Origin of the sequence: Desulfovibrio sp. DV, from assembly GCF_001936595.1 — a bacterium.
In the GTDB taxonomy this organism is placed as follows: domain Bacteria; phylum Desulfobacterota; class Desulfovibrionia; order Desulfovibrionales; family Desulfovibrionaceae; genus Solidesulfovibrio.
The window spans coordinates 1-23792 of sequence record NZ_MLBG01000028.1 but is presented as its reverse complement, the minus strand read 5'-3'; the positions used below and the strand labels follow the sequence as shown (position 1 = coordinate 23792).

Below are 23792 nucleotides of genomic sequence, written 5' to 3'. Positions count from 1 at the left end.
GACGAATTCCGATTGAACAACACCGAAATGCGGCACTCCCACGCAGGAAAGTCGGGGCATTGGATACCCCAGGAGAACCGGGAATGGCCCAGAGAGGAACGATTTGTCCGGCTGGGCTCAGCGGACTTCTGCCCGCCCGGGGTCTCCCGACTGGATCATTTCTTAACAATCCCGGGCGAATAGTAAAAAATGCCCTTCCCGGTTTGACAATATCAGGCTCTATCCGGGCGGTCGTTGGATAACGCAACATGATGCCGGGGAGAGCACAAGGCATGAAACACTATACGGCATTGTCGCTCCTGATCGTCCTTGTCATGGGCCTGGGACTGGGGTGCCAGGCCGCCAAAATTTCGAAAGCGCACACCGATCCAGCCCTGGAGCAGACTTCGCCTCTGGCAGGGTCCAGCCAGCTTGTGCTGGTGGTGGCCGAAAACTGGAACGCGAACCATGCCCAGCTGCGTCGCTTCGAGCGTTCCCGCCCCAACGGGACTTGGCATCCTGTTGGCGACGACGTGCCCGTGAGCCTGGGGCGAAACGGCTTGGCCTGGGGCAGGGGCCTGCATGGCGAACGGCTCTCGGCGGCTCCAGTCAAGGCGGAAGGGGACGGCCGGGCACCCGCCGGCGTTTTCGGCTTGCCGCGCGCCTTTATCGGCCCGTCCGAGTCCTTCCGGTCGTCGGCCAAGTTCCCCGCGTACCAGGTCACCACGCAAACCGTGTGCGTGGATACCGTCGCATCCCAATATTATAATCAAATGTTCGAGGAAAACACGGTCACCAAGGACTGGGACAGTGAGGAGCGGATGTTGCGGCCGGACGGCCTGTACCGTTTCGGACTGTTTGTGGATCACAATGCCCCGACCGCCCAGCCAGGGGCCGGTTCGTGCATTTTCATGCACTTGTGGCGGGGTCCCGGTTCGCCCACGGCGGGATGCACGGCCATGGCCGAACCAAGCCTGCGCGTCATTTTGGGCTGGCTCGACGCCACGAAAAGACCGGTGTTGGTGCAATTGCCGCGCGAAGAATTGATCCGACTGGCTCCTGTCTGGGGTGCCCCTGAACTTGCAGCCAATTGACATCGAAAAGGACGCGAAAAACCGTCATAGGTGTCCCAGAGACGCTCCTGTCGGTTTTTCACCCCGCGTGTTTCGGTAGCGGACGCGCAAAATGTGTCCCATGTGTCCCTTGGCTGCCCTCAGGCACCCGACAATCCCTACCAGATAACGCTAAAATGGGGCTCTCGCGCCTCGAAAACGGGCATTTTGGATAACCGCTGGAGAATCGGGATTGGCCCAGGAAGAATCGATTTTGTCCGGCCGGGCTTATCCGACTACATAAAATACCAAATGATACCAAAGGATGCGAGTAGCCAGTACGACTTTGGGAGTAGGCTTGGGCGAAAAAGGCGGGCTCCTTCAAGGGCTCGAACACCGGACCCAAAAGTTCATTTTCAAGGTCCACGTCACGGACCGCGCCATCACTGAAGAGGATGCGAAGCCGGAACCCCCAAGAGAAAGCATGCCGCGCGCCTGGATGAGAGGATCCGCCATAAAGATAAAGCCCTATCGTGGGCTGATGGTCAGGCGAAGACCGGCAGTGCCAAGGTAGTCCTTGAGCCGGCACAGGGTTTCTGCTTCCTCGCCATGGGCGGGCAGGGCCAACGCCTCAATGACATTGCGCAAAGCAGTGGTCACCACGGCGCAGTCGCCATCTTCCAAAGCGGCATTGAGATATTCTGCCGCTTCTCGCGGGTCGCGGAGGTCCTCAATCAAATCATGCTGGTAATCGCGAAGTATCGTCATGACGCCTCCACCCGTATTCGGCCCACAGCGTGCGGACCTCTTCAATGTCTTGAGTCTGGCCAAATTTGTCACCACCGCAAAGCAGCAAAATCACGCGGTCGCCATCCTGGCCGAAGTAGACGCGATATCTACCCTGAGGGGAGCCCCCTGGTTTTAACTGTTCCATACCTTTTCAGTAATGACTGCGGCAAGAATCGCAAAATCCTCTGCTGCCCGGCTTTGTGGGGCATAGTAATGGATAGGTTTTCCCGCTCCGAACGACTCTGCCAATCGGATGTCATTGCGTATTCCGGGCAGTATACGCAGATCGCCAAATTGCCGCGCCACATCACTGTTGACCGCACGGTGCTGGCGGATGTGCTCGGCGGCCATCATGGGCAAGAATCCTGCGAGCTTCAGTCCTTGGTTGGGGCCGGAAATAATCTTGAACAGTACCCGTGTCAGTTGCCGTACCCCTTCAAAGGAAAGCGGATGCGGCACATACGGAACCAGCACCCAGTCGGCAGCCATGAGCGCATTGAGCAGCAAAATATCCAGTGAAGGCGGCGTGTCCAGGATCACCACATCGAAAGCTGTCGTAATTTCCTCTTCGGCAAGGGCCTGGGCCAACAAGCCCTCGTCACGCCGGCCGCTGCCGTGTTCAAACAAGGGGTCAGCCGGGACCAGGGCAAGGTTGGGGAATGCCGTCGGCAGTATGGCGGCTGCCAGCCGTGCTTCCTGGCTGCGAAAGAGATCATGGGAGGTGGGGGTCGTTTTACCGACCTTTATTCCCACCCCCATGGCGCAATGGCTTTGCGAATCGAGGTCCACAAGCAAAACACGCCGCCCTAATGCGGCCAACGCAGCAGCGAGGTTCACCGATACGGTGGTTTTGCCGGCACCACCTTTACGGTTGGAGACGACGAGCGTTGTTGGCATTTATCCCTCACGCCCCCGGCAGAAGTTGCTTGATCACTTTGACCAGGTCTGCACCGGTGACGGGTTTGACGATCCAACCGGTAGCGCCGAGTTTCTTGGCCTCGTTGCGTTTTTCGGGGAGACTTTCTGTTGTGAGGGTGAGGATCGGCGTGAACCGAAAGCTCGGCATGGCTCGCAGATTCTTGATGAGCTCCATCCCGCCCATGTGGGGCATATTGATGTCCGTTATGATGAGGTCAGGTTTGAGACCACTTTTGAGCCTGGAAAGGGCTTGCACGCCATCGCTGGCCGTCTCAACCGTGAAGTTTGCCGATACAAGGGACAACTTGACGCTCATGAGCATGGTAGCCGAGTCATCAACGATAAAAATTGTTTTGGACATGAAGAGCCTCTAGGCTGTTGTTAATGTTGATTCGAGCCATGCCCGAAGATCAGAATCATTCGGCCAGGCTGCCACAGGTGTTTTGTGCGCCATAAGCACTTGCAAATTGGCAGCGTGCAGGTGGGTGCAGGCCGCAAGATCAATCGTCGCTTTCGGATTGTTCTGCAGCCAGTCAAGCAGGCCTTCAGCTTCCTCTACTCCCGCGACATCCTGAAAAATTGCCTGCGTTTTATCGAAGTGGATAGGCATCACAGGATTTCCTTTAAGTTGAGCACCATGAGCACCGAACCGTCACCCATGAGGGCAGACCCCGAATAGGCGTTTAGGCCGGAAAGGACGCCGCCCAGGGGTTTTTGTATGACGTCAACGGTCTCGTGGAAGTTGTCCACCACCAGCCCCACAACCTCGCTGCCTACCCGGGCAACGAGTACCGCCAACTCATCGTCGGCATTGGCCTGCGGCTCGGCAGGGAGTTCAAGCAGTGTGTTCAATGCCTTAAGCGGCACGATTTGGCCCCGCAGCACAACAGCTTGGTTCTGCTTGATGGCACGGATGGCGTCACGTGGAACACGCACGGTTTCAACGACGTACTCCATGGGCACGCCGAATACCTGCCGGTCGGATTCCACAATCATGACCTTGGCCACAGCCATGGAAAGCGGCAAGGCGATGCGAATGTGCGTGCCTTTGCCCACCTGGCTTTCCAGCAGGATGGTCCCGTTGACCTTTTCGACGGCAGCGCGCACCACATCCATCCCCACCCCTCGGCCTGAAAGGTCGGACACCGCTTCAGCGGTGGAAAAGCCGGCGGCAAAGACGAGGTTTATCGCCTCCCGGTCCGTGATGCGTTCCAGTGTGGTCTCGTCGATGACGCCTTTTTCGTAGGCTTTTCGCTTGATGATTGCCGGGTCGATGCCCTTGCCGTCGTCGATGATGTCAATCAGGACTTGGTCGGCTTCCTGGGTGGCTCGGATGGTGAGCGTTCCTGTGGCAGCCTTGCCGCAAGCTCGTCGTTCGTCCGGAGTTTCCAGGCCGTGGTCAAGACTGTTGCGAACAATATGGATGAGCGGGTCGGCCAAGCATTCGATGATGTTCTTGTCGGCTTCCGTGTCTTCCCCTTCAAGAGCCAACTGTACATCTTTGCCAAGCTTGTGCGAAATATCGCGCACCAGGCGCGGAAAACGCTGGAAAACAAAGGACACAGGTCGCATGCGCACCTGCATGATGGCGTCCTGCATCTCCTCTACGATTCGGTTGATGACGGTGTATTGCGCCTTGATCTCACGAGCCAATTCACGCACGCCAAATTGGTTTTCCGCGCGCTGGGCCAGGTAAGGCAGGGCATTTTTGGAAACAACCATTTCACCGATCAAGTTCATCAAGCGGTCGATCTTCACCTGATCGACCTTGATGGGGCCTGTACTGGAGTCCTCGGCCCGGCGGCCAAATCCGGATAATCCATTGATGGGCCCGGAGCCATTGGGTGACGCCGATACCCCTGGTTGTTCAGGCTGTGCGGATTTGCTTTCGCTCAAAACAGCTGCGGTCGCATTGGCCTGAGCGGGAATTTGCCGCGCAATGGTGTTGATCAGTTGCCGCGACTGTCTGGCCTCAAGCCACGACAGCAACGGCAAGGCCTCCCCGGCGGACAGGGCCTGGGCAAGGGCCGTCTCGATTGCTCCCCGTGCAGGCCAATCGCCGTCGATGTTGCAACACTGAACCAGGACTCCCGCCACCGCCTTGAGCCGTCCAGCCTGCCAGGAGGGCTCATCGTCAAGGCTGAGGATTTCCCATTGGGCCTCAAAGAGGGCTGCCAGTGTCGCAGCTTCTTGCTGCGAGAGTTCGCGGTGCCGCGTGGGGGTGTCCCCCGGTTGCTGCAGGCCCTTTTCAGACAATTCGCCGGCAGCCGATAGCGTTTCCTCGGGCGCCTCCAACGAGGTCCAATCAGGGGGCGTCAACTGCCGCAGTGACTCGATCAGCCGCCGCAAGACCGCCCGATTGCCCGGCTCGCTTTCCATGAGGAGCAGCAGCCAGCGCAAGGCTGAGGACAGCCACAACACCGGATTGCTGAGTTCCAGCATGGTTTGGGCGGCCTGACGCAAGGCGGTGGGGTCGCCCGCCTCCAGAAACCCCAGGGCATCAGCCACGAAATCTTCATACACCGGCCCGCCGTTGGGGTCGCCCTGGGGAAGAACAAGCCAGAGGGGATCAACCGCAACGATGGTCACCTGATCCGGCACGTAGCGGAAGTGTTCGGCCAGTTCCTCGGGTTGGGCTACGGTGAGGAGCTCAAAATCCAGGATGCAGCGGTAGGCATTGAGTTCGGCCAGAGGCGGCCAGGGCTCGCGATGGCCAATCCGGCCCCAGAGCGGCTCGGGCGACTGTCGGACCGTAAAGAAGGGGTCGTCGCCCTGGAAAAAGCATTCCTCCTGTGGGCTGAATGTGATCCAGGCCAAGGACTCGCCGCCTTTGGCGCGTCTGTACGCGTCCATGCGGATGACTTCCGGCACATTGCCCAGTGTCGCGGGCGCGTCTCCCGGCGTTGCCGCTGATTCGGAGGATGCAGCATTATCAGCCGGGCGATGGTCCATGGCGGTGCAAACAACTTCCGCGTCGGCATGGCTTTGCAGGAGTCCCCGCAAGGCTGCGGCTAGACGGGCTGAATCTGCAGAGTGCGAGGCAGCTATGCTTCCCTTGGACTCTATCTCGTCACACAGAAAACCGACGAAATCCGCGACTTCCAGGAGGTTGTCCGCCAAGGCCCTCGAGTATGGGATAGTGCCGTTTCTCACGGCGTCCATCACATCTTCACCGGCATGAAGAGCGCGGGTCATTTCAGGAAATTCAAACAGACCGCTATTGCCCTTTAATGTATGCACCAAGCGGAATACTTCGTTTATCAGGCCGGAATCGCAGGCCCCTTGCTCCAATTGCATGAGCTTTTCGCCAATACTTTGCAGACTCTCCCGCGATTCGGATAGGAATTGTTCGAGCAAGGGATTCATGAACAGATCTCCCCAAGAAGAATCTGGACATGCACGAGGAGTTGCTCCGGTCTGACGGGTTTGACGAGATAACAATTTGCCCCGGCCCGGTAGGCAGCCGTCTGGTCATGGGGCGCTGCTTCGGTGGACACCATGATGGCCGGTGCCTGCGACATGTCCTTGCCGCGCAGCCTTTGGAGAAAGGCATAGCCATCGAGTTTGGGCATGTTCACGTCCACGAGATACAAATCGAAAGGCTTAAGAAGCGACTTCTCAAGTGCCTCAATTCCATTAATGGCCTCTTCCACTGTATATCCCGCAGATTCGAGGATGTTTCGGTGATATAGACGCACAGTGGCAGCATCATCGACAATCAGAATGCGTTTCACCTGGCCTCCAGGGGTTTTTGATACAAGATGGCCTCAACGAAGTTACGCACCTGATACAGTGATGATATGCGACTCATAGACTCTGAATGACCAAGGCAGATATAACCGCCTGGCTTCAAGGCGTCGTAAAATGTTTCCGCGGCCGCTTTTCTCGACAAATCATCGAAATATATCAGCAGGTTGCGGCAAAAAATAACATCGAAATCCCGGTAGGACCGCGTGTCGGCTGTTGCCGCCAGATTCACCTGGGTAAATTCCACAGCCTCCCGCAAGTCGTCGCAAATCTGGTATTCGTCTTCTACGGGTTTGAAGTACTTCCTCATCCACAAGGCTGGGACATACTGCACGGCCCGGCTCGAATAGCGCCCGATACGGGCCTTGCGCAAAATACCGGTGTCGATGTCGGATGAGATAATTTCCACGTCCCAGTCGTTAATCCCTGGCCATCGTTCGAGCAAATACATGGCGATGGAATACGGTTCTTCGCCTGAAGACGATGGAATACTCCATATTCTGATAGGTGTATTGTCTGTTTTACGTATGATTATTTCCGGAAGCAAGGAATTGACAAGGCACTGAAATTGGAATTCTTCACGCAAGAAATATGTTTCGTTCACCGTCATCCGATTGGTGAGTTGCTGGAGTTCCTCGCCTGAAGCTTGAAAACGAAGCAGGGTAAAATAACTTCGAAAGTCACCGCTCTTGGTGGCCACGATGCGTTCCAGAATGCGCTTGTCCACAAAATAGCGATTGGACGTCTCGTAACGGATACCGGTCTTGCGATAGAAAAACTCCCGGAACTTTTGAAATTCTTCCGCCTTGATCGTGGGTTCTGTCATGATCGCTTCACGCCTGGCCGATACGGGCCAACGCCAGGGCCGTGGCGAACTGAATGTACGGTTCGTCGGCGAAACGGGCCTTGAGCCTTGCAAGTGGCTCCAACGCTGCTTCCGTGCCAACCTCGCAAAGCAAATCCACTGCTGTGGAGCAGACATTGATATGCAGGTCATTATCAATTACGGCGAGCAACCAGGCCTCCACCTGTGGGTGGCGCAGAGACTCGAGGATATTGACCGCAAAAATACGCACATCCGGATCGGCATCGGCCAGCAAATTCCGTAAAATGGGTGCCATTTCATCGGGGAGTTGTTTCATGGCCTCGATGGCCTCGTTGCGTAAAGCCGGGTCTTCGCTACGCAGGAAAGCCACCAGGCCGGCGACGGCGAGTGGATCACCCATGCGGGTCAAGGTGGTGAAGATAACTTCCCGCACTGAAATGTCCTGCTCGACTTTCAAGCGCCCGACCAAGGCGGCAGCAGCTCCCAGGCAATCGATGCAATCTCTCGCGGCCCAACGGCGGGTGGTTGGATCGGGGTCAGCCAATCCTTCCAGTAAACTGCAACAGTCTCTATTGCGTTTGCGTTCGTCCCGGAAAAACGGCTCGCTATTTTTCTTTATGATGAGAGGCATACTCTTTCCTCGTTGAGACGATTTCCGGAACGCACAGAGACCATAGAGACGGTGATTCTAAATGGATTTGCTGTTTTCAAATGGAGCAAGGCATAGATCTTGCGCTAGAGATGAAGGCTCACTTACAGTAAGCACTTTCCCACAGATGTCATGGGCAGGTTCGCTTTCATTTATAAACAAGCCCAACTCATGAGTTGGGACGCTACTTTATTAGAATCCAGCACCTTGTTTGCGCCGCCGCGATTGATGAGTTCAGCCGGCATGCCGAACACCACGGCGGATTGCTCCGATTCAGCGATGGTACGCCCGCCACGCTTTTTGATTTCGGTAAACACGTCCGCACCATCATAGCCCATGCCGGTCAACATGACCGCGGTCACCCGGGCCGGGTCGCAGTGCTCGAGCACCGAGCGACCGAGCAATTCCACCGAAGGGTGCCAAAGGAATTGCGGCGTTTCCGGCTTGGGGAGCACGGTGAGTTGCCCCGCCCGCCTGGCGACCACCATGTCGGCCCCGCCTTTGCCGATATACACTGTGCCGGCTTGGACGGGCACGGGCCGGTCCGCTTCCACCACCTGGAGGGCGCAAATCTGGTCCAGACGGTCGGCAAAGGATTTGGTGAACCCCGCCGGCATGTGCTGCGCCACCAGTACCGGCCAGGGAAAGTCGACGGGAAGTAGCGGCAGGATGTCCTCCAGGGTGCGCGGCCCGCCGGTGGACACGCCGATGAGGACCAGGCCCTCGTTCGCCAGACCACGCCGCAGGGCCACGGGGCGGGCCGGCTTGAGCGCCCGCCCGCCTTTCGTGTCCGGAACCGATACCCCGCGGCCCGACCCTTTTCCTTTCAAGTGCGCCCGGGCGGCGCTGCGGACCTTGGCCACCAGTTCGGTTTGTATCGCACCGATGGACAGCGAGATGGTGCCGCCCGGTTTGCCGATGAAATCGACCGCCCCGAGATTTAAGGCCTCGAAGGTGGCCAACGCCCCTTGTTCGGTGAGTGAAGAAACCATCACCACGGCCACCGGCCGCTCCGCCATGATGAGCGAAAGGGCGGTCAGGCCATCCATCTCCGGCATATTGATATCGAGCGTCACCACATCCGGCTGGAACTCGCGGTTTGCGTCCACCGCCTCCTGGCCGTTTTTCGACTGGCGTATCTCGAAGTCGCCCTCGGCCTCGAAAAGACTGGTCAATTGGCGGCGCATCAGCGCCGAGTCATCAACAATGAGCAGCTTGATCACTGCCTTGCTCCGTGACCGCGACGATTGCCGCCAGCTCCTGACCTTCGACCAGATGCGCCGGCTCAATGAGTTGCACCATGCGTTTTTGCTTTTCCAGATTGGCCATGCGCGACAGGAGTTTGGCTTGCGCGCTGGACAGGACTGGCGCCGGTTCGATGGCCGCCTTGGGGAGTTTGAGCACCTCGGCCACCTGGTCGACAATGAACCCTGTGCGCACACCGGCAATCAGGAACACGACAATGCGTTGGCGGTCGCAGCGTTCCCCGCGTTGCAGCCCAAGGCGCAGACGCAAATCGATCACCGGGAGCACGCTGCCACGCAGGTTGATAACGCCTTCAACGGACAGGGGTGCCTTGGGCACATGGATGAGCGACTCGGGCACGCGCACAATCTCCTGCACACTGGCTATGGGAACCCCGAATTCCTCTTTGTCCAGAAGGAAAACCACCACCTGCTCGTCATCATCCAGGTCTTCTTCCATCGCGGCCGTCTCGTGTCCGGCTTCCTGGTTGATGTCGTTCACGGCGTTTAGGGCCTCCTTGACGGCGCTATGGCCAAACAGGTTTCGGGCCGTGATGATGGACACCAGGCGTTTGCCCTCGTTTAATCGACAGATTTCCGTAATATCGGCGAGTTCTTTTTCGCGGGCAAAAATGGCGGGCATGGCGTCCACTTCGGCCTTGGCCACCCGCAGCACTTCACTCACGCCGTCCACCACCACGCCGACTGAGGCACTGCCCAGAGCCAGCACGATGATCCGGCTTTTCTCGTCCAGTGGCCGATCCGTCAGTTCGAACATGCGGCGCAGGTCGACCAGGGGCAACAGGCGGTTTCTAAGGGTCATGACGCCGAGCACGTGGGACTGGGAATGCGGCACATGAATGATCGTCTCCGGTATCTGGACGATCTCCTGCACATCTTCGATGGCCAGGGCGTATTCCTGGCCGGCGACCTCAAAGCTCACCAGTTGCAGTTCATCGCTCACCTCGTCTTCTTCACCTTCCACACTGGCGGCCAACCCAGTTGCAGTGTCATGGGTTTTGGCGATGGCGGCGATTTCCGCAAATTGACGTTGGATGAGCTTCTCGAAATCCAGCACCATAATCATGGCGTGGCCGCCCACATCCTTGATGAGCCCGGAGAGCAGCTCGGTGTCCACCGTGCTGCGCAAAGCGCCCACATCCTCGATCTGGCCCGGCTCCACCCCAACGACGCTGGCCACCTGGTCCACCACGAAGCCGAGGGGCTGGCCGACATCCACCACCACGGCACGGGTGGCGTCGTCGTGCTCCTGCTCGGCGAAACCAAAGACCCGACGCAGGGAAATAATCGGCAGCACCCTGCCACGCAGATTCGCCAACCCGTCGAGGGTGGCCGGGGCCAGCGGCACCCGCACCACCTCGGGCAGGCGGATGATTTCCTGCACCGGGGCCATGTCCACGGCAAAGATTTCATTTCCAGTGACGAAGGTGACGAATTGGCGGGTGTTGGAAGCAAATTCGTCCAGGGTATCGTTTGCGGGGCTGGCCGCGTCCCCGCATTTTTCCGGTATTTCTGTCGTCATAAGGGCATCTCCCGCAACAGTCCGCTGTTACGCACTTTGCAGTTCGTCGGCGAGCGAAGCGACTTCTTCGATGGCGGCGGCCAGATCTTCCGCCCCCTGCGCCTGCTGCTTGGCGGCGGAGGCCGCTTCGGTGGCGGCCTTGTCAGCTTCCTGGGCCGCAGCGGCAATCTGTTCCACCCCTTTTTTGACCTGGCCAATAACGGTGGTCATTTCGATGGACGCCTCCAGGATTTCCTGGGTGCCGGTTTCCACGACGGCAATGGAGGTCTCGATGGTCAGCAGGTTGGCTGTGGTGGCTTTGGCTTTTTCCACCTCGGATAGGCCGGTCGCCACGATCTCGTCCAGGTCGCGGGCCACGACGCCGATCTGGTCTTGCACGGCTTTGACCAGATCTTTTATCCGGTCGGCATTCTCGGAAGAATCGTGGGCCAGATTGCGGATGTCGGTGGCGACCACCACGAAACCCTTGCCGAATTCTCCGGCCCGAGCCGCTTCGATGGCGCCGTTGACCGCAAGCATGTTGGTCTGGATCGACACGGTGGTGATGGCGTCCACGATCTTGTCGATACGCCGGGAGACCAATTCCAGGGCCTTGATCTGCTTGATGCTGCCGCGAGACGCCTCGGCTGAAGCGGAAATCCCGGCGATAAGGGCATCGACGGCATTCTTGTTGTCGGCCAAAAGTTGTTTGATGGCAGCCACTTTTTCGGCACTGGCCGTCGCCCGTTGCTGCGCGACCTCCAGCCCTTTCTCGATCTGGGCGCTGGCGGCGGCGGATTCCTCGCTCCCGGCGGACTGCACCTCGGCACCCTTGCGGATCTGCTCGATGGCGGTCATGATCTGCGCCCCGGAACGGCTGATTTCCTGCACGGCAGAGGAGAGTTGCTCGGCAGCGGCGGCCACCTCCTCGGCGCTCTTGGCCACATCAGTCGAGGTCTTTAAATCCTCGGCCTGTTCCGACAGGGTCTGCGCCATCTGCTCGCACACAGACAAAGCCTGGGTCTGTTCGTCCACGGTTTGGGCGGATTCTTCGGCAGCGGCGGACTGTTCCTCGGCAGCGGCGGCGATATCCTTGGACCCGCGCAGGGCCTGCTGGGCGGCGGTGGCCGACTGCTGGGCTCCGGCCGCAATCTCCCGGGCTCCCCGGACGATTTCGACCATGTCCGCGCGGACCTGTTCGAGCTGGGTGCTGATCAGTTCGCTTTTTTCCACCTCTTGCTCGACAGATTTGGCGGAGGTGTTGATTCCGTCGGCAATGTTCTTCACATCCTGCTGGATTTGCCCCACCAGTTCCTGAATCTGCTTGGCGCTTTTTTCCGAAGTTTCAGCCAGGGTTCGCACTTCATCGGCCACGACCGCAAACCCCTTGCCGTGCTTGCCGGCGCGGGCCGCTTCGATGGCTGCGTTGAGCGCCAACAGATTCGTCTGGTCGGCAATACGGGCCACGGCCTTGACGATATCGCCAATATTGGCCGCCTGCTTTTCCAACTCAGCAACCATCTCCACAGACGCCGACTGCCGCTGGGCGGTGACCGCCACGTTGAGCACAATATTTGTCACTTCCGAAATTGTTGTGGCGATCAGGCCCTGGCTTATTTCGCTTTTCTCCTGGATGGCCGCGGCGTTCTCCAGTTGGCGGGTGATCCTGTCCCCGATCTGCTGAAACCCGGTGAGCGACTCCTGGGCCGCCCCTGAGGCTTCCTCGGCTCCGGAAGCGATCTGTTCGGTGGAGCGTTTCAATTCTTCTGCAGCGGAGGCCGCTTCGTTTATACCGGAAGACAACTCCGCCGTGGCCGCAGCGATCCGTTCCGCGGCCTGCTGTTGCTTGGCGAGCGTCCGGGCTTTTTTGCGCAATGCCTCCGCTTCTCGGGAGATGACGGTTTTATTGGCGGGGGGGGCAAGCGCTGCTGTGTTCTTCTTGATTAGGGCCACGGCGTAACTCCTCAAAAGGGGGGGGTGATAGGATTACGGCCAAGCGTCGCTGGCTTCTCCACGACGGCCCCTGCACGCAGGCAAAGGGACTCCACCAGGCCTGGGACGGTTCCCAAAGCATTGTTCTGGCCCCTTGGCTGTCGCACTCCCAGGGGCACACCTCACGAAAGAGGCAACGGCTGCCAATCAAGGCGTCATTTGGGCAAGAGAGAAAAGACTGAAATACGGGCGGCCAGATGTCTGGGCCCGACGACGGGGAAAAATCGGCGGCGGGACGGAACCCTGGATGATCGAATTCTCATCCAGATCTACAGCCAGATTGACAAAGGAGATGTTAAGATGGTAGGATAATAGTGCAATTGGATTGCATTCTTTAGCTGCAATGACTGTGTGCCCGTATTTTGTGTTTTTCTATCTTCTGCCATTTCCCTGCCCGTGACCTAATCATAAAATCGAACTTTGTCTAGATAAAATCGAAATACTATGAAAAAAACGAAAACGACTTCAACGCCTGAGCAACGCGCGGCTTTTTGGGGCGAGATTGAAAAAATTTGTCAAGAATTTTGGGCTTGAGCAGAAGCAGCTCGCCGCCTCTGGGTGCGTCAGCAGCGCAACGATATCAGCCTATCTCGCCGGCAACAGTCAGCCCGCAGCCGATATAATGTCGAATTGGGTTCGAGATTTTCGGGTAAACGCCAATTGGCTCCTGACCGGCGAGGGCGATATGTCGCTCGATGCCCGGGGCGAGACCGGGACGACTCTCCCCGCCGAAGAAATCTCCGCAACCCTCTCTCCCACCCAACGGGAAATGTACGCCTACAAGCGACTCCAAACCGAACTCGGCATGCCAAGTTCGCGAATTGCCGAGGGTATCGAGGCAATCGTCAGAGGAAAGCCGGCCAGTTCCGGCCCATTGTCCGGCCATGCTGCGGCGAATCAGAAAATGGATGACCGCTTCGACAACGCCCGAGGAGATGAGGCAATATACGATAAAGATACGTAACGTGTCCCGGCAGAGGCAGGCAAGGCCGCAAGAGTCTCGACCATCGCCTTTGCTCGTCGAGTTGCTTGTCGGCGGCCAGCAAGCCCATGGGCACGCCCAGTCCGGCGGCGGGCACGGGCGGCTTCCCCGTGCCGGGGACTTGCTGGGGACTGCCGGCCTTTGACCGCCCTCCCCTCACCGGCGGGAATCCGTTTGCGATGGACGGGAATGTCCCCGGCAGATACCCGCCCGCCTGACTGCCCCCCTGCCATAGCCACCCGCATGGCGCACGGGAGCATGTCCAGCCGGCCCATCCGGCGGCTCAAAATGAAGCTGCCGGTTTGCATACTGTCGCGGCGCCGGATTGCGTCACCAGCCCACGGCCTTCGACTCAAAATTGAGGGCAGTGATCTGCCCAGCCACAGGAGCGACGCACAGGAAAAGGCCCCGCGGCTCAATACTGCGAGACCTTTCAAATGGCGGGGCAAGGCGAGAGATCTCGTCGGTGACGACCATGACGCTGGAAGCCTTGACCATGGCTTTGCCCTTGGAGCCTTCTTTCAGGCCCCTGTGCTCGACTGCGTCCTTCATGAGCGTGGAAATTATTTCGACGCCGGGCCCAGCCGCAGCTCCAGGCGGACGCTTGGTCGGTTCGGGCCTGGGTCCGCCCCTGTTGCGGATCATGCCTGACCGACGCCGCAAACCTCTGCACATGCCGCTGTCCCCCACGGGGATGTTAGAGTTTGACGACGATGCGGCGCGCGTACAGCGCCCACGCCCCCAGGAACATCACCAGCAAAAAGAGAGCGGACCAGGACAGGGAAGCCAGATAGCTGTATGTCCAGCCGGCAAAAAGTGCTTTGAACAGATACGCTTGCAGATGTATGCCCCCGGGCCTCCCGTCAGGAATTTTGATCCAATACAGCGTGGCCGAGACAAACTCGGCGACGACATAGATCGCCAACGGATTGACGCCCATGATCACGAACGGCTTGGCCCAGGCCGTCTTGCCGCGTCGATCAATGAGCCAATGACAGGCGACAAGCAGCATGACGCCAAACCCGCCCACGAACAACACGAACGAACTGGTGCAAATAGATCTATTGATCGGATACCACTCGTGCCACAACAGACCGGTCAAAACCATGCCAAGCCCCAGGACAAACGCCCGCAGCATCCCTGGTTTCCCCGAACGCAGCCACCGGCCGACCAATACGCCGATCAGCCCCAGCGTCATGGCGGGAAAGGTGGAAAGAATGCCTTCAGGGTCCCATTGCGTGTCGTATTGCCAGATGTGGTTGTGCAGCATGACCTGATCCAGCCAAGCTTCAAGATTGGCATGGGAATCCATGCTTGGATAGCCGATGCCTGGAATGGGCACAAAAGCCATAAGCGCCCAGTAGCCAACCAGAACAGCCACAACCACGGCGACGATCCCCTTGTTTTGCAAGCGAACATGCAACCAGACCACGGCGAGATAGACCAGGGCAATGCGCTGCAACACGCCTGGAATGCGCAGACTGGCCATATCAAAGTAAGGATAGGCGTTTTCCAACAGACCGATTGCAATAAGGATCGCAGATCTTCTGAAAACCTTGCGCCAGAAATGGATGACGCCGCCGGCCCGCACCGTCTCGCGGTTGACGGACAAGGCCACGGATACGCCGACAATAAAGAGGAACAAAGGGAAAACGAAGTCCGTGGCGGTCCAGCCGTTCCAGGGCGTATGCGTCAGTTCCTGGTAGACATGCAGGTAGTCTCCAGGATTATTCGCCAGGATCATCCAGGCAATGACCAGCCCCCGCATACAGTCAACGGAGATCAATCTGCCTTTATATGCCTCGGACATCGCGTGTACCTGACCCCCAAACCGACTTGTGCGGTTGACGACCTCGCCCGCGCCGCTCCACGACGTATTCCCAGACAGCCTGCGACCGAAGCCTCGCTTCCAGTGTCGATACGCCAGTCCCTCCCGACTGAAAAGACAATGCCGGCGAGGCGCGGCCCTGTCGCCGAGGACAAGCAAATCTGCTTACGCCTGCACGCTTCTGCCCGTCCTGTTCGCTTCTTGCCCGTGCTGCCCATTGCTGGCGTTCTGGTTGTGCTGCCCGTTGTGCCCCCGCCGCCTGGGGCACTGCACCCCGCCCGACCACCTGGACGCGACATGCAGGCGCAACGGATCCCGGCAGCAAGGCAGAGCGACAAGCCCGACCCCGCCTGCTCCCGGCCAGCCCCATGGAATGGATCATGGCCGTTGCCCTTGCCGTGGGCGTTTATGTTCTGGTGGTGGTCTTCATCTTGAGGAACAAGCGCCATGACGGCGAAAAGTTCCCGGACGTTTCAACTTTGCCGTCTGCAAGGAAGGCGAACTGCCCCGGCGCGGCGGATTTGACAAGACAACGTGGCACTGCGCTAGAACTCTCCGCTGGAAAGCGTCCAGCATCCGCTCCCAGGAGGCTCTTCAAATCCCGTCAATCAGTCATAATCCGCGTTCTCATTGTGTCCAACAACGTTACAATTGCTCTTAATGGACAGCTCAAGCGCGCAACCTTCAAAAATGCAACAGCCAATCACCTCAAAAAATCCATCCATGGCCTTTCTTCACTACAATCAATCCAAAAGCAAAAGTGACATCGGAGCAATGCCGGCAGGCATCGTGTGAACGATTTCGAGGTAGCTGACGAATCCTTCCGCACCATAGAATGGACAATAGAAAGATGTTTGATCAACCTCAACATGAACAGTGCTGAATGCCGCCCAATTTCGGTCATTTGCGAGATCAGCCTTGATGGAGGAGGTAACATCAACAGGAATAGTATTGCCGACATCACCATAATGCATATTTGCGAGAACCTCAGTTCCAACAACCCTGTCCACACCAGGGTTTCCAGTTACAGCTTTCGTTTTTTCAACATGCGTAAGCGTAGAGACGACATCTGTTTGAAGCTTTGTTATAGAGCTGGCTCCAGCAGGCTTCAAATAAAGCGTTGCAGATATAATATTTCTCCCCTTGAGGTTCCCTATGTAAAATTCATATGTGCTATCCTCTAAACTCCACAGCAAGCCACTTGCCGTTTCATGGTAATTGTATGATGATGAGATAACCGCTGATTGGTACCATGTATCCTCTTGCCAAAATGAATACACGACATTGTGCGTTGAGTATCCGGCTTGATCTATATATATGTTTGAGACAACAGGGCTGCCATCTGCCCGCAGCGGATAACTCAGCAATACATAACACGACAAAATAATGGCAGTTTTCATTTTCATCGCGACACCTTCCTTTGTATTGGAAGCTGCTTGCCTGAAAAAGTTTTTGGCCCGTTTACTCCATATGCCAAGCCCATCTCCACAATGCAACGAAAATGTTCGGCCCGCCTCCGCATGGAAACAGGTCGCTCATCATTGAGACTCCTGAAGATTGCGGCAGTGCTACAGAACCGAATCCAGGCGATTGGAGCAATGGCCAAAGACATGCGCCAGAGCGTCGCTGACCACCTGTCCCACTTTGGCGGTCCGATCGCCCGACACAAGCCATCCTCCTCAAAGAATCAGAACGCGTTGGCCGCTGGCGCCCCCCCACCTGGATGTCGAACGCCCCCGGCTTCGGTGGAGCGGGGTTTCTGACTGTCCTTGGCAATGCTTCGCAACGCGGACTGCGACATGGTGCGCCTCGGCCTTCACCGACCGGGCCCGACCAGAGGACCGACAGTGTAGCGTGGACCTCGGCCCACGCGGCAGATCGCCGATTCCAGCCCATCCCAATCACGCTTCTGGTCAGCGGAGGCTTCCTTGCGTATGTTGCCGCCAATGGTTCGTGTCATCAGCGCCGTCCTTGGGACGATACTTTTGGCCGTGAGGGTTTGCATCCTGGGCGCATTTGGGCTCGGAGCAGTGCTTTGCGCCGGCTACTCCCTCTACGTGCTTGTACGGCACGGAGGGCTCCCGGATATGAGCCTCGCCAGCCTGCACCCGGGCGTGTACGAATATCTCCTGCCGCCTCGCTACATCGTACTCAATACCATTTTCATCTCCTGCGTCGGGCTGCCCCTCATTGTTCTCCTGGGCCTGCTCTTTTTTCTTGCCTTGCTGCTCGACAAACTTGGGCAAGCACTCTTTCGCTGGCTGGAACTTGTTTTGCGAGCAGACAAAGCGATCTGACCGGCCGGCCGCGCCCGCCTTAAACCTCCTCTCCCCATTGCTGCCATCATCAGATTATCATAGAGTGCGGTTGGCACAGACGAAAAGTCTTCACGCCATGACAAGAGCGAACAGCGTGCACCTGTAATGCGAAAGAAACAGAAATCCATGTTCATGGCCATGCAGACACAAAGCAGCCCCCCATCTCCACCCTTCAACGCCTCCAGCGCCGCAGGGTGTCCATGACCATACCGCCACACCAGAAACCGTACCTGAGGCAAACGACAGCCGCCCTGCTGGCGATTCTGGCGTTGATACTGTATCTGGCCGGTTTGTTTGCTCCAGCACCGGTGCAAGCCGCCTCCGCCAACGGGGTAGAGCAGGAACAGCCCCACCGGCCCGCCGTGCCCAAGGCCATTACCGTAGCCCTGGATATGGACTACCCCCCCTACATCTTCGCCGCTCCGGACGGCACCTATCAGGGTATCCTCGTCGATACCTGGAAACTCTGGGAGACCATGACCGGTGTTCCCGTGGTGCTGCGGCCCATGGACTGGAACACCGCCCAAAGTGAATTTCTCCTGGGCAACGCCGACGTCATCGACACCATGTTCCGCAATCCGGATCGCGACAAACTTTACAGTTTTTCAGCCCCCTACGCCCGCATCGAAGTGCCGGTGTTCGTACACAACGACTTAAGCGGCATCCGCGACCTGGAAACCCTGCGCGGCTTCACCGTGGGCGTCAAACGCGGCGATGCCAGCGTGGACTACCTCTCCAGCCGGGGCATCCTGCCCCTGGCCGCCTTCGACGGCTACGAAGGCGTCGTCCGGGCCGCCCAGGACGCCAAGGTCAAGATCTTCTGCGTCGATAAGCCGCCGGCCCTGTACTACCTGTATAAATACGGCCTGGAAGGCGACTTCCGGCTGGCCTTCACCCTCTATCACGGCGATTTCCACCGGGCCGTGCGCAAAGGCAATGAGGCCCTGTTGCGCCTCGTCGAGGACGGCTTTTCCCGCATCTCCTCGAAACAGTACGAAGAAATCGACCAAAAATGGCGCGGGGCGTCCCTGTTCCCCTCGACAACTGTGCGCTACTCCCTGTGGGCGCTGACCCTCGTCGTCTCCATCGCCGTCATCCTGCTGGCGCTCAATGCCGTGCTGCGCCGCACCGTGCGCTCCCAGTCCCATAAGCTCAACCAGCTGCTGACCGCTGTGGACCAAAGCGAGGAACGCCACCGCGAACTGGTCCAGAGCGCCGCCAGCGTCATCCTGCGCCTTGATCCCATGGGACGCGTCACCTTCTGCAATGTCTTCGGCCTGCACTTTTTCGGCTACGGGCTTGATGAGATGCTCGGCCGGGAAATCGGCTCCCTTATCGACATCCCGGACGACGCCCAGGCCTCACCCTGGGTCCAGACCCTGGAGGTCATCCTCAACGCGCCGGAAAACGCCGGGTCCATGACCCGCCAGCATAAACGCCGCAGCGGGGAATCTGTCTGGATCGCCTGGGCCGTACGCGGACTTCGCGAAGCCTCGGGCGCGCTGGCCGAAATCCTGTGCATCGGCAACGACATCACCGACCGCAAGCGTATCGAGGAAGCCTTGCTGGCCAGCGAAGAACGCTATGCCCTGGTCACCCTGGGGGCCAACGACGGCATCTGGGACTGGGATCTGCGAACCAATATCGTCTATTATTCACCCCGATACATGGAAATCCTGGGACACACGCCAGACGAAATCCCGCAACTCCTCGACGAATGGACCAAACGCATCCACCCCGACGACGCCGAAACCGTCATCCGGGCCAACAAACGCTGCGCCGACGGCGAAACCGACAACTTTTCCGTGGAATACCGGATGCGCCACAAGGACGGCACCTACCGCTGGATTCTCGGCCGGGGAGCCAGCCTCAAGGACGCGCGCGGCGTGGTCATCCGCATGGCCGGGACCCACACCGACATCACCCGCCGCAAGCACGATGAAGAAGCCCTGCGCGAAAGCCAGGACCAACTCGCCAAGATCTTCCGCTTCACCCCTGTCGGCATCGCCATCAGCACTCGCCATGAAGGCCGGCTCATTGACATCAACGAAACCGGCGCGCGAATGCTCGGCTACAGCAAATCCGACATCATCGGCCGGCTCACCTCCGACATCGGCCTGTGGCGGCAACAGGAAGACCGCGACAGCATCCTGAAGGAAATGTCCCGGGCCGGTTCCATCTTTGGCAAGGAACTGGAACTGCGGCACAAAAACGGCTCGCCCGTCACCGTCCTGTTCTCTGCCGTGCCCAACCATGCCTACGGCGAAGCCTGCATCCTGTCGGTGCTCGTGAACATCACCGAACGCAAAGCCATGGAACAGGCCCTGCGCCGCTCCAAGGAAATCGCCGAAACCGCCAATAAGGCCAAAAGCGAATTCCTCTCCACCATGAGCCACGAAATCCGCACGCCCATGAACACCATCCTCGGCATGGTCGATGTGTTAGGCGCCACCCAGCTCACCAGCGAGCAGACCCACGCCATCAAAGCCATCGAACTGGCCGGCAGCACCCTGCTGGCCCTGCTCAACGACATCCTCGACCTGTCCCAGATCGAAGCCGGCGGCCTCGTCATGGAGGAAAAACCCTGCGACATCCTCGAACTGGCCGGACAACTCGTGGATATGATGCGCCCGGACGCCGCGCGAAAAAAGCTGGAGCTGCGCCTGGAAAGCCACGGCGAACTCCCGCCGCGCCTGTACTGCTGCCCTGACCGCATCCGGCAGATTCTTGTGAACCTCCTCGGCAATGCCATCAAATTCACCCAGCAAGGCGAAATCGTCCTGGAAATCGGCCGCCAGGATGGCGAAACAGGCGGCCCCAAGCTGCGTCTGGCCGTCCGGGATACCGGCATCGGCATTCCGGACGACAAACAGGCCCTCATCTTCGACCGCTTCACCCAGATAAACGCTTCCGCCAGCCGCCAGTTCGGCGGCGTGGGCCTGGGACTGGCTATCTGCAAAAAGCTCACGGAAATAATGGGGGGGCACCTCTCGGTCGACAGTGTCCAGGGGCACGGCTCCACTTTCACCCTCACCCTGCCCCTGCGCCCGGCTCCGATCCTGCCCGCAGCGATTCCCCCGACCGCAGCCCCCAAGGCCATCAGCCCAGGCGCCACCGTCCTTTTGGTCGAAGACAGCCCCACCAATGCCGAAGTCATGCGGCTCATGCTCGAAGACACCAATTTCAAGATCACCTGGGCTCCCAGCGGCCAGGCTGCCCTGGCTGCCCTCATGGACAAGCCCTTCGACATCATCCTCATGGACGTCGAAATGCCCGGCATGGACGGCTACCAGACCACCCGGGCCCTGCGCCACCAGGAACAGGAACTCGGCCGGCCCCGCACCCCGGTCGTGGCCCTGACCGCCCACGCCTTCGACGAACACCGGCAACGCAGCCTGGAAGCCGGCTGCGACGACTTCCAGGTCAAACCCATCCCCAAAGCCCGGCTCCTCTCCACCCTCGAAACCTGGCTGGCCCTGCGGCCGTGAGACAATCGTAGCGCTGCCCCGAGCCCCGGCCAGTGCGGTATCCCGCCTTCCCCGAGCGAACCGGGCTGTCGCGCCAACCGTCTTGGCCCCCCCCGCCCACGCCACAGTCCCTTACCCGGTCCCCACTGCCGCGTCCCCTTTCAGGGGGTCCGGGGGGGATGCATCCCCCCCGGCCGCCGGAGGCATGCTTTTCCTTCTCGCTACTGCCGTGCGGCCGCGGTCAGGACGCCGGCGCCGATCATGACGCCGCCCCCCACTCCCTTTAACCGGCGCATGAACCGGGGGTCCTGGATGCGGCTGCCGGCAGTGCCGGAAAGGAAGCTGAAGGTGGTGGCGTTTATGGCGGAGAGGATGACGAAGGTGACGCCGAGCAACAGGAGTTGCGGTCCGGCCGGGGCGTCGTGGCTGATGAACTGGGGCAGGAAGGCGACGAAGAAGAGGATGCATTTGGGATTGGCGGCGGTGACGGCAAAGGCGTGGAGGAATTTTCTGCGGGGGCTGGCGGCGGTGCATGCCGGTGCTGCGGCTTTGCCGGAGCGGATCATGCCGATGCCGAGGTAGATGAGGTAGAGGGCTCCGATATATTTGAGGATGGTAAAGGCCGAGGCCGAGGCGGCCAGGACTGCGCCGAGTCCGGCCACGGAGCAGGCCAGGGCGACCGCATCGCCCAGGGCCACGCCAAGGACCAGGGGCCAGCTGTTCTTGCGGCCTTCGGCCAGTCCGTAGCCGACCACCATGAGCACGGTCGGGCCTGGGATAAGCAGCAGGAAGACGGCAGCGGCAATGAAGGCAAGATAAAGCGGCAAGGTCATGGCGAACTCCTTTGCCGGCGTTTTACGCCCCCTGCCCGGCCTCGTAAATACCGCAGCGGCGGCATTTTTCGCAGCCGGCCGGCGGGCATTTGGCCGTGGCGATGCCGGCCTGGTAGCGCTCCCATTCCTGCCAGAGGAAGTCGCGGGTGATGCCGTTGTCGATCATATCCCAGGGCAGGCGTTCCTCTTTGGGGCGCTGCCGGTCGAGGTATTCGGCCGGGTCGCCGTCCCAGGTTTTAAGCGCCCGGCGAAAGCTGCCGGCGGTGATGGCGGCCTGGATCAGGGGAAAGAGGCGCTCATCGCCCCGGGCCAGCAGGCCTTGCAGGCGGGCCATGGAGGCGGTTTCGGTCTCGACCCGAAAGCCCTTGAGCCCCTTGGCGGCCAGTTTGATGCGGGCGTAGCCGGCTTCGATGGCGGCCTCGGAGGCCATGGGGGCCCACTGCATGGGGGTGAAGGGCTTGGGGACCAGCGGGTTGACGGACAGGGTGGCGTGGGCCACGCCGCGTTTGCCAACGCCAATGGAGGCGGCTTGGGCGATCTGTTCGAGCAGGGGGCGCAGTTCGTCGTAGTCTTCGGGCGTTTCGCCGGGCCAGCCGATGATAACATAAAATTTCAGGTGGTTGACGCCGTGCTTGCCGGCCAGGGCCACGGCACTGAGGAGCGCTTCCACAGAGAGGTGCTTGTTGGCGGCGGTGCGCAGGCGATGGCTGGGAGCTTCCAGGGCCAGGGTCAGGGTGCGAAGGCCGGCAGTGCGAAGGATGGTGAGCAGTTCCGGGGTGATGCCGTCGGCGCGCACCGAGGACAGGGAAAACTTGGTGCCGCGTTCGCGCAGCCAGATGAGAAAGGGGATCAAATCGGGCCAGTCGGTGAGCGCCGTGCCGACCAGGCCGATCTTGCGGGGTGAGACGTCTTCAATAAGCGCCTGCAAGTCCGCCAGACGCGACTGGCGCGGCGGCCGGTAGACATAGCCGGCGGCGCAGAAGCGACAGCCGTAGGGGCAGCCCCGGTTGATCTCGACCAGGAACATGTCGCGAAATTCGGCGTGGCCGGACACGAAGCAGGAATGGGCCGGCCCGGCCAACAGGGTCGAGGACCCCTCGGCCAGGGCCGTGGCCCGGACCACCGGGCCTGCCGTGCGGCCGGGCAGGAACACGCCGGGCAGGCCGGCCACGGCATCGAGGCAGGCGGCCTTGTCCCCGCCGGCCAGGGCAACCCGGCCGATGGCGGCAATGACTGCGGCCAATCCGGCCTCGGCCTCGCCGATAAAAAGCAGGTCAAGGGCCGGAAGAAACGGGGCGGGATTTAAAAAGGCCAGGGGCCCGCCGGCCATGACAATGGGAAAATCCGGCCTTTTCTCCCGGCGAAGCGGGATATTGGCAGCGGCCAGGGCGGTTGCGGCGTCGAGGTATTCTTCCTCGTAGCACAGCGAGAAGGCGATGAGCGGAAAATCGGCCAGAAGGTGGCCGGAGTCTTCGGCCTGGGGCGGGTTGGTGCTTCTGGTGTAGACCCGTTCCACGGCCAGGGCGGGATTTTCGGCCAGCACCCGCCACACGGCCTGCCAGCCCAGGGCGGACAGGGCCATGGCGGCATCGCCGGGCACGGTCAGGGCAACAGGCAAACGGCCGCCCCATTCGGGGACAGCCGGT

The 23792-nt window shown here is 59.6% G+C and carries 20 protein-coding genes; 5 read left to right on the top strand and 15 right to left on the bottom strand.

The window, feature by feature from the left end:
- The first annotated feature begins 272 nt into the window (after positions 1–272).
- A complete protein-coding gene (locus tag DVDV_RS08730; RefSeq protein WP_075354297.1) occupies positions 273–1073 on the top strand; it encodes a L,D-transpeptidase in 801 nt (266 codons plus the stop codon).
- A 486-nt stretch (positions 1074–1559) separates the two neighbouring features.
- Here DVDV_RS08730 and DVDV_RS22945 read toward each other — a convergent pair whose 3' ends face one another.
- From DVDV_RS22945 to DVDV_RS08675, 11 genes are all read right to left on the bottom strand, one after another.
- The gene (locus DVDV_RS22945) at positions 1560–1799 is read right to left on the bottom strand and encodes a DNA-binding protein (RefSeq protein WP_217694126.1); all 240 of its coding nucleotides are present in this window, start codon (positions 1797–1799) and stop codon (positions 1560–1562) included.
- Positions 1800–1952: 153 nt separating this feature from the next.
- On the bottom strand, positions 1953–2717 hold the full coding sequence (locus tag DVDV_RS08720; RefSeq protein WP_075354295.1) for a ParA family protein: 765 nt from the start codon (positions 2715–2717) through the stop codon (positions 1953–1955).
- Positions 2718–2724: 7 nt separating this feature from the next.
- Positions 2725–3099 carry a response regulator gene (locus DVDV_RS08715; RefSeq protein ID WP_075354294.1) on the bottom strand — a complete coding sequence of 125 codons (375 nt, stop codon included), beginning with the start codon at positions 3097–3099 and terminating at the stop codon, positions 2725–2727.
- 9 nt (positions 3100–3108) lie between these two features.
- A complete protein-coding gene (locus DVDV_RS08710; protein WP_217694125.1) occupies positions 3109–3351 on the bottom strand; it encodes a hypothetical protein in 243 nt (80 codons plus the stop codon).
- Complete coding sequence (locus tag DVDV_RS08705) at positions 3348–6104, bottom strand: chemotaxis protein CheA (protein WP_075354292.1); 2757 nt, start codon at positions 6102–6104, stop codon at positions 3348–3350. The genes DVDV_RS08710 and DVDV_RS08705 overlap by 4 nt, the downstream gene beginning before the upstream one ends.
- Positions 6101–6472, bottom strand: a complete 372-nt coding sequence (locus tag DVDV_RS08700; protein WP_075354291.1) for a response regulator — start codon at positions 6470–6472, stop codon at positions 6101–6103. The genes DVDV_RS08705 and DVDV_RS08700 overlap by 4 nt, the downstream gene beginning before the upstream one ends.
- Positions 6469–7311: a protein-glutamate O-methyltransferase CheR gene (locus tag DVDV_RS08695; protein WP_075354290.1), complete on the bottom strand. Its 843-nt coding sequence runs from the start codon at positions 7309–7311 to the stop codon at positions 6469–6471. The genes DVDV_RS08700 and DVDV_RS08695 overlap by 4 nt, the downstream gene beginning before the upstream one ends.
- 7 nt (positions 7312–7318) lie before the next feature.
- Complete coding sequence (locus DVDV_RS08690) at positions 7319–7942, bottom strand: HEAT repeat domain-containing protein (RefSeq protein ID WP_075354289.1); 624 nt, start codon at positions 7940–7942, stop codon at positions 7319–7321.
- 170 nt (positions 7943–8112) lie between these two features.
- The gene (gene cheB / locus DVDV_RS08685; RefSeq protein ID WP_075354288.1) at positions 8113–9183 is read right to left on the bottom strand and encodes a chemotaxis-specific protein-glutamate methyltransferase CheB; all 1071 of its coding nucleotides are present in this window, start codon (positions 9181–9183) and stop codon (positions 8113–8115) included.
- Complete coding sequence (locus DVDV_RS08680; RefSeq protein WP_075354287.1) at positions 9161–10747, bottom strand: chemotaxis protein CheW; 1587 nt, start codon at positions 10745–10747, stop codon at positions 9161–9163. Before DVDV_RS08680 ends, cheB begins: the two co-directional genes overlap by 23 nt.
- A 27-nt stretch (positions 10748–10774) precedes the next feature.
- Positions 10775–12601 (bottom strand): methyl-accepting chemotaxis protein, encoded by a 1827-nt coding sequence (locus DVDV_RS08675; protein ID WP_217694124.1) that lies wholly within the window; start codon positions 12599–12601, stop codon positions 10775–10777.
- A gap of 619 nt (positions 12602–13220) precedes the next feature.
- Between DVDV_RS08675 and DVDV_RS08670 the strand changes: the two genes are divergently transcribed.
- The gene (locus DVDV_RS08670; RefSeq protein WP_083634725.1) at positions 13221–13682 is read left to right on the top strand and encodes a helix-turn-helix transcriptional regulator; all 462 of its coding nucleotides are present in this window, start codon (positions 13221–13223) and stop codon (positions 13680–13682) included.
- A gap of 715 nt (positions 13683–14397) precedes the next feature.
- Here the strand turns inward: DVDV_RS08670 and DVDV_RS08660 are convergent.
- Complete coding sequence (locus DVDV_RS08660; RefSeq protein ID WP_075354283.1) at positions 14398–15510, bottom strand: acyltransferase family protein; 1113 nt, start codon at positions 15508–15510, stop codon at positions 14398–14400.
- A gap of 398 nt (positions 15511–15908) precedes the next feature.
- Here DVDV_RS08660 and DVDV_RS22725 point away from each other — a divergent pair, with 398 nt between their 5' ends.
- Positions 15909–16292: a hypothetical protein gene (locus DVDV_RS22725; RefSeq protein ID WP_175577083.1), complete on the top strand. Its 384-nt coding sequence runs from the start codon at positions 15909–15911 to the stop codon at positions 16290–16292.
- Here the strand turns inward: DVDV_RS22725 and DVDV_RS22205 are convergent.
- A complete protein-coding gene (locus tag DVDV_RS22205; protein WP_139311566.1) occupies positions 16272–16934 on the bottom strand; it encodes a hypothetical protein in 663 nt (220 codons plus the stop codon). The genes DVDV_RS22725 and DVDV_RS22205 overlap by 21 nt on opposite strands.
- 681 nt (positions 16935–17615) lie before the next feature.
- On the opposite strand from DVDV_RS22205, the gene DVDV_RS08655 reads away from it, so the two are divergent.
- The gene (locus tag DVDV_RS08655) at positions 17616–17825 is read left to right on the top strand and encodes a hypothetical protein (RefSeq protein WP_075354282.1); all 210 of its coding nucleotides are present in this window, start codon (positions 17616–17618) and stop codon (positions 17823–17825) included.
- Between the two features lie 221 nt (positions 17826–18046).
- A complete protein-coding gene (locus DVDV_RS08650) occupies positions 18047–21334 on the top strand; it encodes a PAS domain S-box protein (protein ID WP_075354281.1) in 3288 nt (1095 codons plus the stop codon).
- A 200-nt stretch (positions 21335–21534) separates the two neighbouring features.
- Here DVDV_RS08650 and DVDV_RS08645 read toward each other — a convergent pair whose 3' ends face one another.
- Together DVDV_RS08645 and DVDV_RS08640 are read right to left on the bottom strand one after the other, a co-directional pair.
- Positions 21535–22146: a LysE family translocator gene (locus DVDV_RS08645; RefSeq protein WP_075354280.1), complete on the bottom strand. Its 612-nt coding sequence runs from the start codon at positions 22144–22146 to the stop codon at positions 21535–21537.
- A 22-nt stretch (positions 22147–22168) separates the two neighbouring features.
- The coding region (locus DVDV_RS08640; RefSeq protein ID WP_254845317.1) for a radical SAM protein at positions 22169–23792 on the bottom strand (1624 nt) is incomplete at its 5' end.

Coding starts and splice junctions, on each gene's coding strand:
- DVDV_RS08715 (WP_075354294.1), bottom strand. CDS start 3,099: ATGTCCAAAACAATTTTTATCGTTGATGACTCGGCTACCATGCTCATG.
- DVDV_RS22725 (WP_175577083.1), top strand. CDS start 15,909: ATGGCCGTTGCCCTTGCCGTGGGCGTTTATGTTCTGGTGGTGGTCTTC.
- DVDV_RS08655 (WP_075354282.1), top strand. CDS start 17,616: ATGAGCCTCGCCAGCCTGCACCCGGGCGTGTACGAATATCTCCTGCCG.
- DVDV_RS08695 (WP_075354290.1), bottom strand. CDS start 7,311: ATGACAGAACCCACGATCAAGGCGGAAGAATTTCAAAAGTTCCGGGAG.
- DVDV_RS08680 (WP_075354287.1), bottom strand. CDS start 10,747: ATGACGACAGAAATACCGGAAAAATGCGGGGACGCGGCCAGCCCCGCA.
- DVDV_RS22205 (WP_139311566.1), bottom strand. CDS start 16,934: ATGAAAATGAAAACTGCCATTATTTTGTCGTGTTATGTATTGCTGAGT.
- DVDV_RS08660 (WP_075354283.1), bottom strand. CDS start 15,510: ATGTCCGAGGCATATAAAGGCAGATTGATCTCCGTTGACTGTATGCGG.
- DVDV_RS08650 (WP_075354281.1), top strand. CDS start 18,047: ATGACCATACCGCCACACCAGAAACCGTACCTGAGGCAAACGACAGCC.
- DVDV_RS08705 (WP_075354292.1), bottom strand. CDS start 6,104: ATGAATCCCTTGCTCGAACAATTCCTATCCGAATCGCGGGAGAGTCTG.
- DVDV_RS08645 (WP_075354280.1), bottom strand. CDS start 22,146: ATGACCTTGCCGCTTTATCTTGCCTTCATTGCCGCTGCCGTCTTCCTG.
- DVDV_RS22945 (WP_217694126.1), bottom strand. CDS start 1,799: ATGACGATACTTCGCGATTACCAGCATGATTTGATTGAGGACCTCCGC.
- DVDV_RS08730 (WP_075354297.1), top strand. CDS start 273: ATGAAACACTATACGGCATTGTCGCTCCTGATCGTCCTTGTCATGGGC.
- DVDV_RS08690 (WP_075354289.1), bottom strand. CDS start 7,942: ATGCCTCTCATCATAAAGAAAAATAGCGAGCCGTTTTTCCGGGACGAA.
- DVDV_RS08720 (WP_075354295.1), bottom strand. CDS start 2,717: ATGCCAACAACGCTCGTCGTCTCCAACCGTAAAGGTGGTGCCGGCAAA.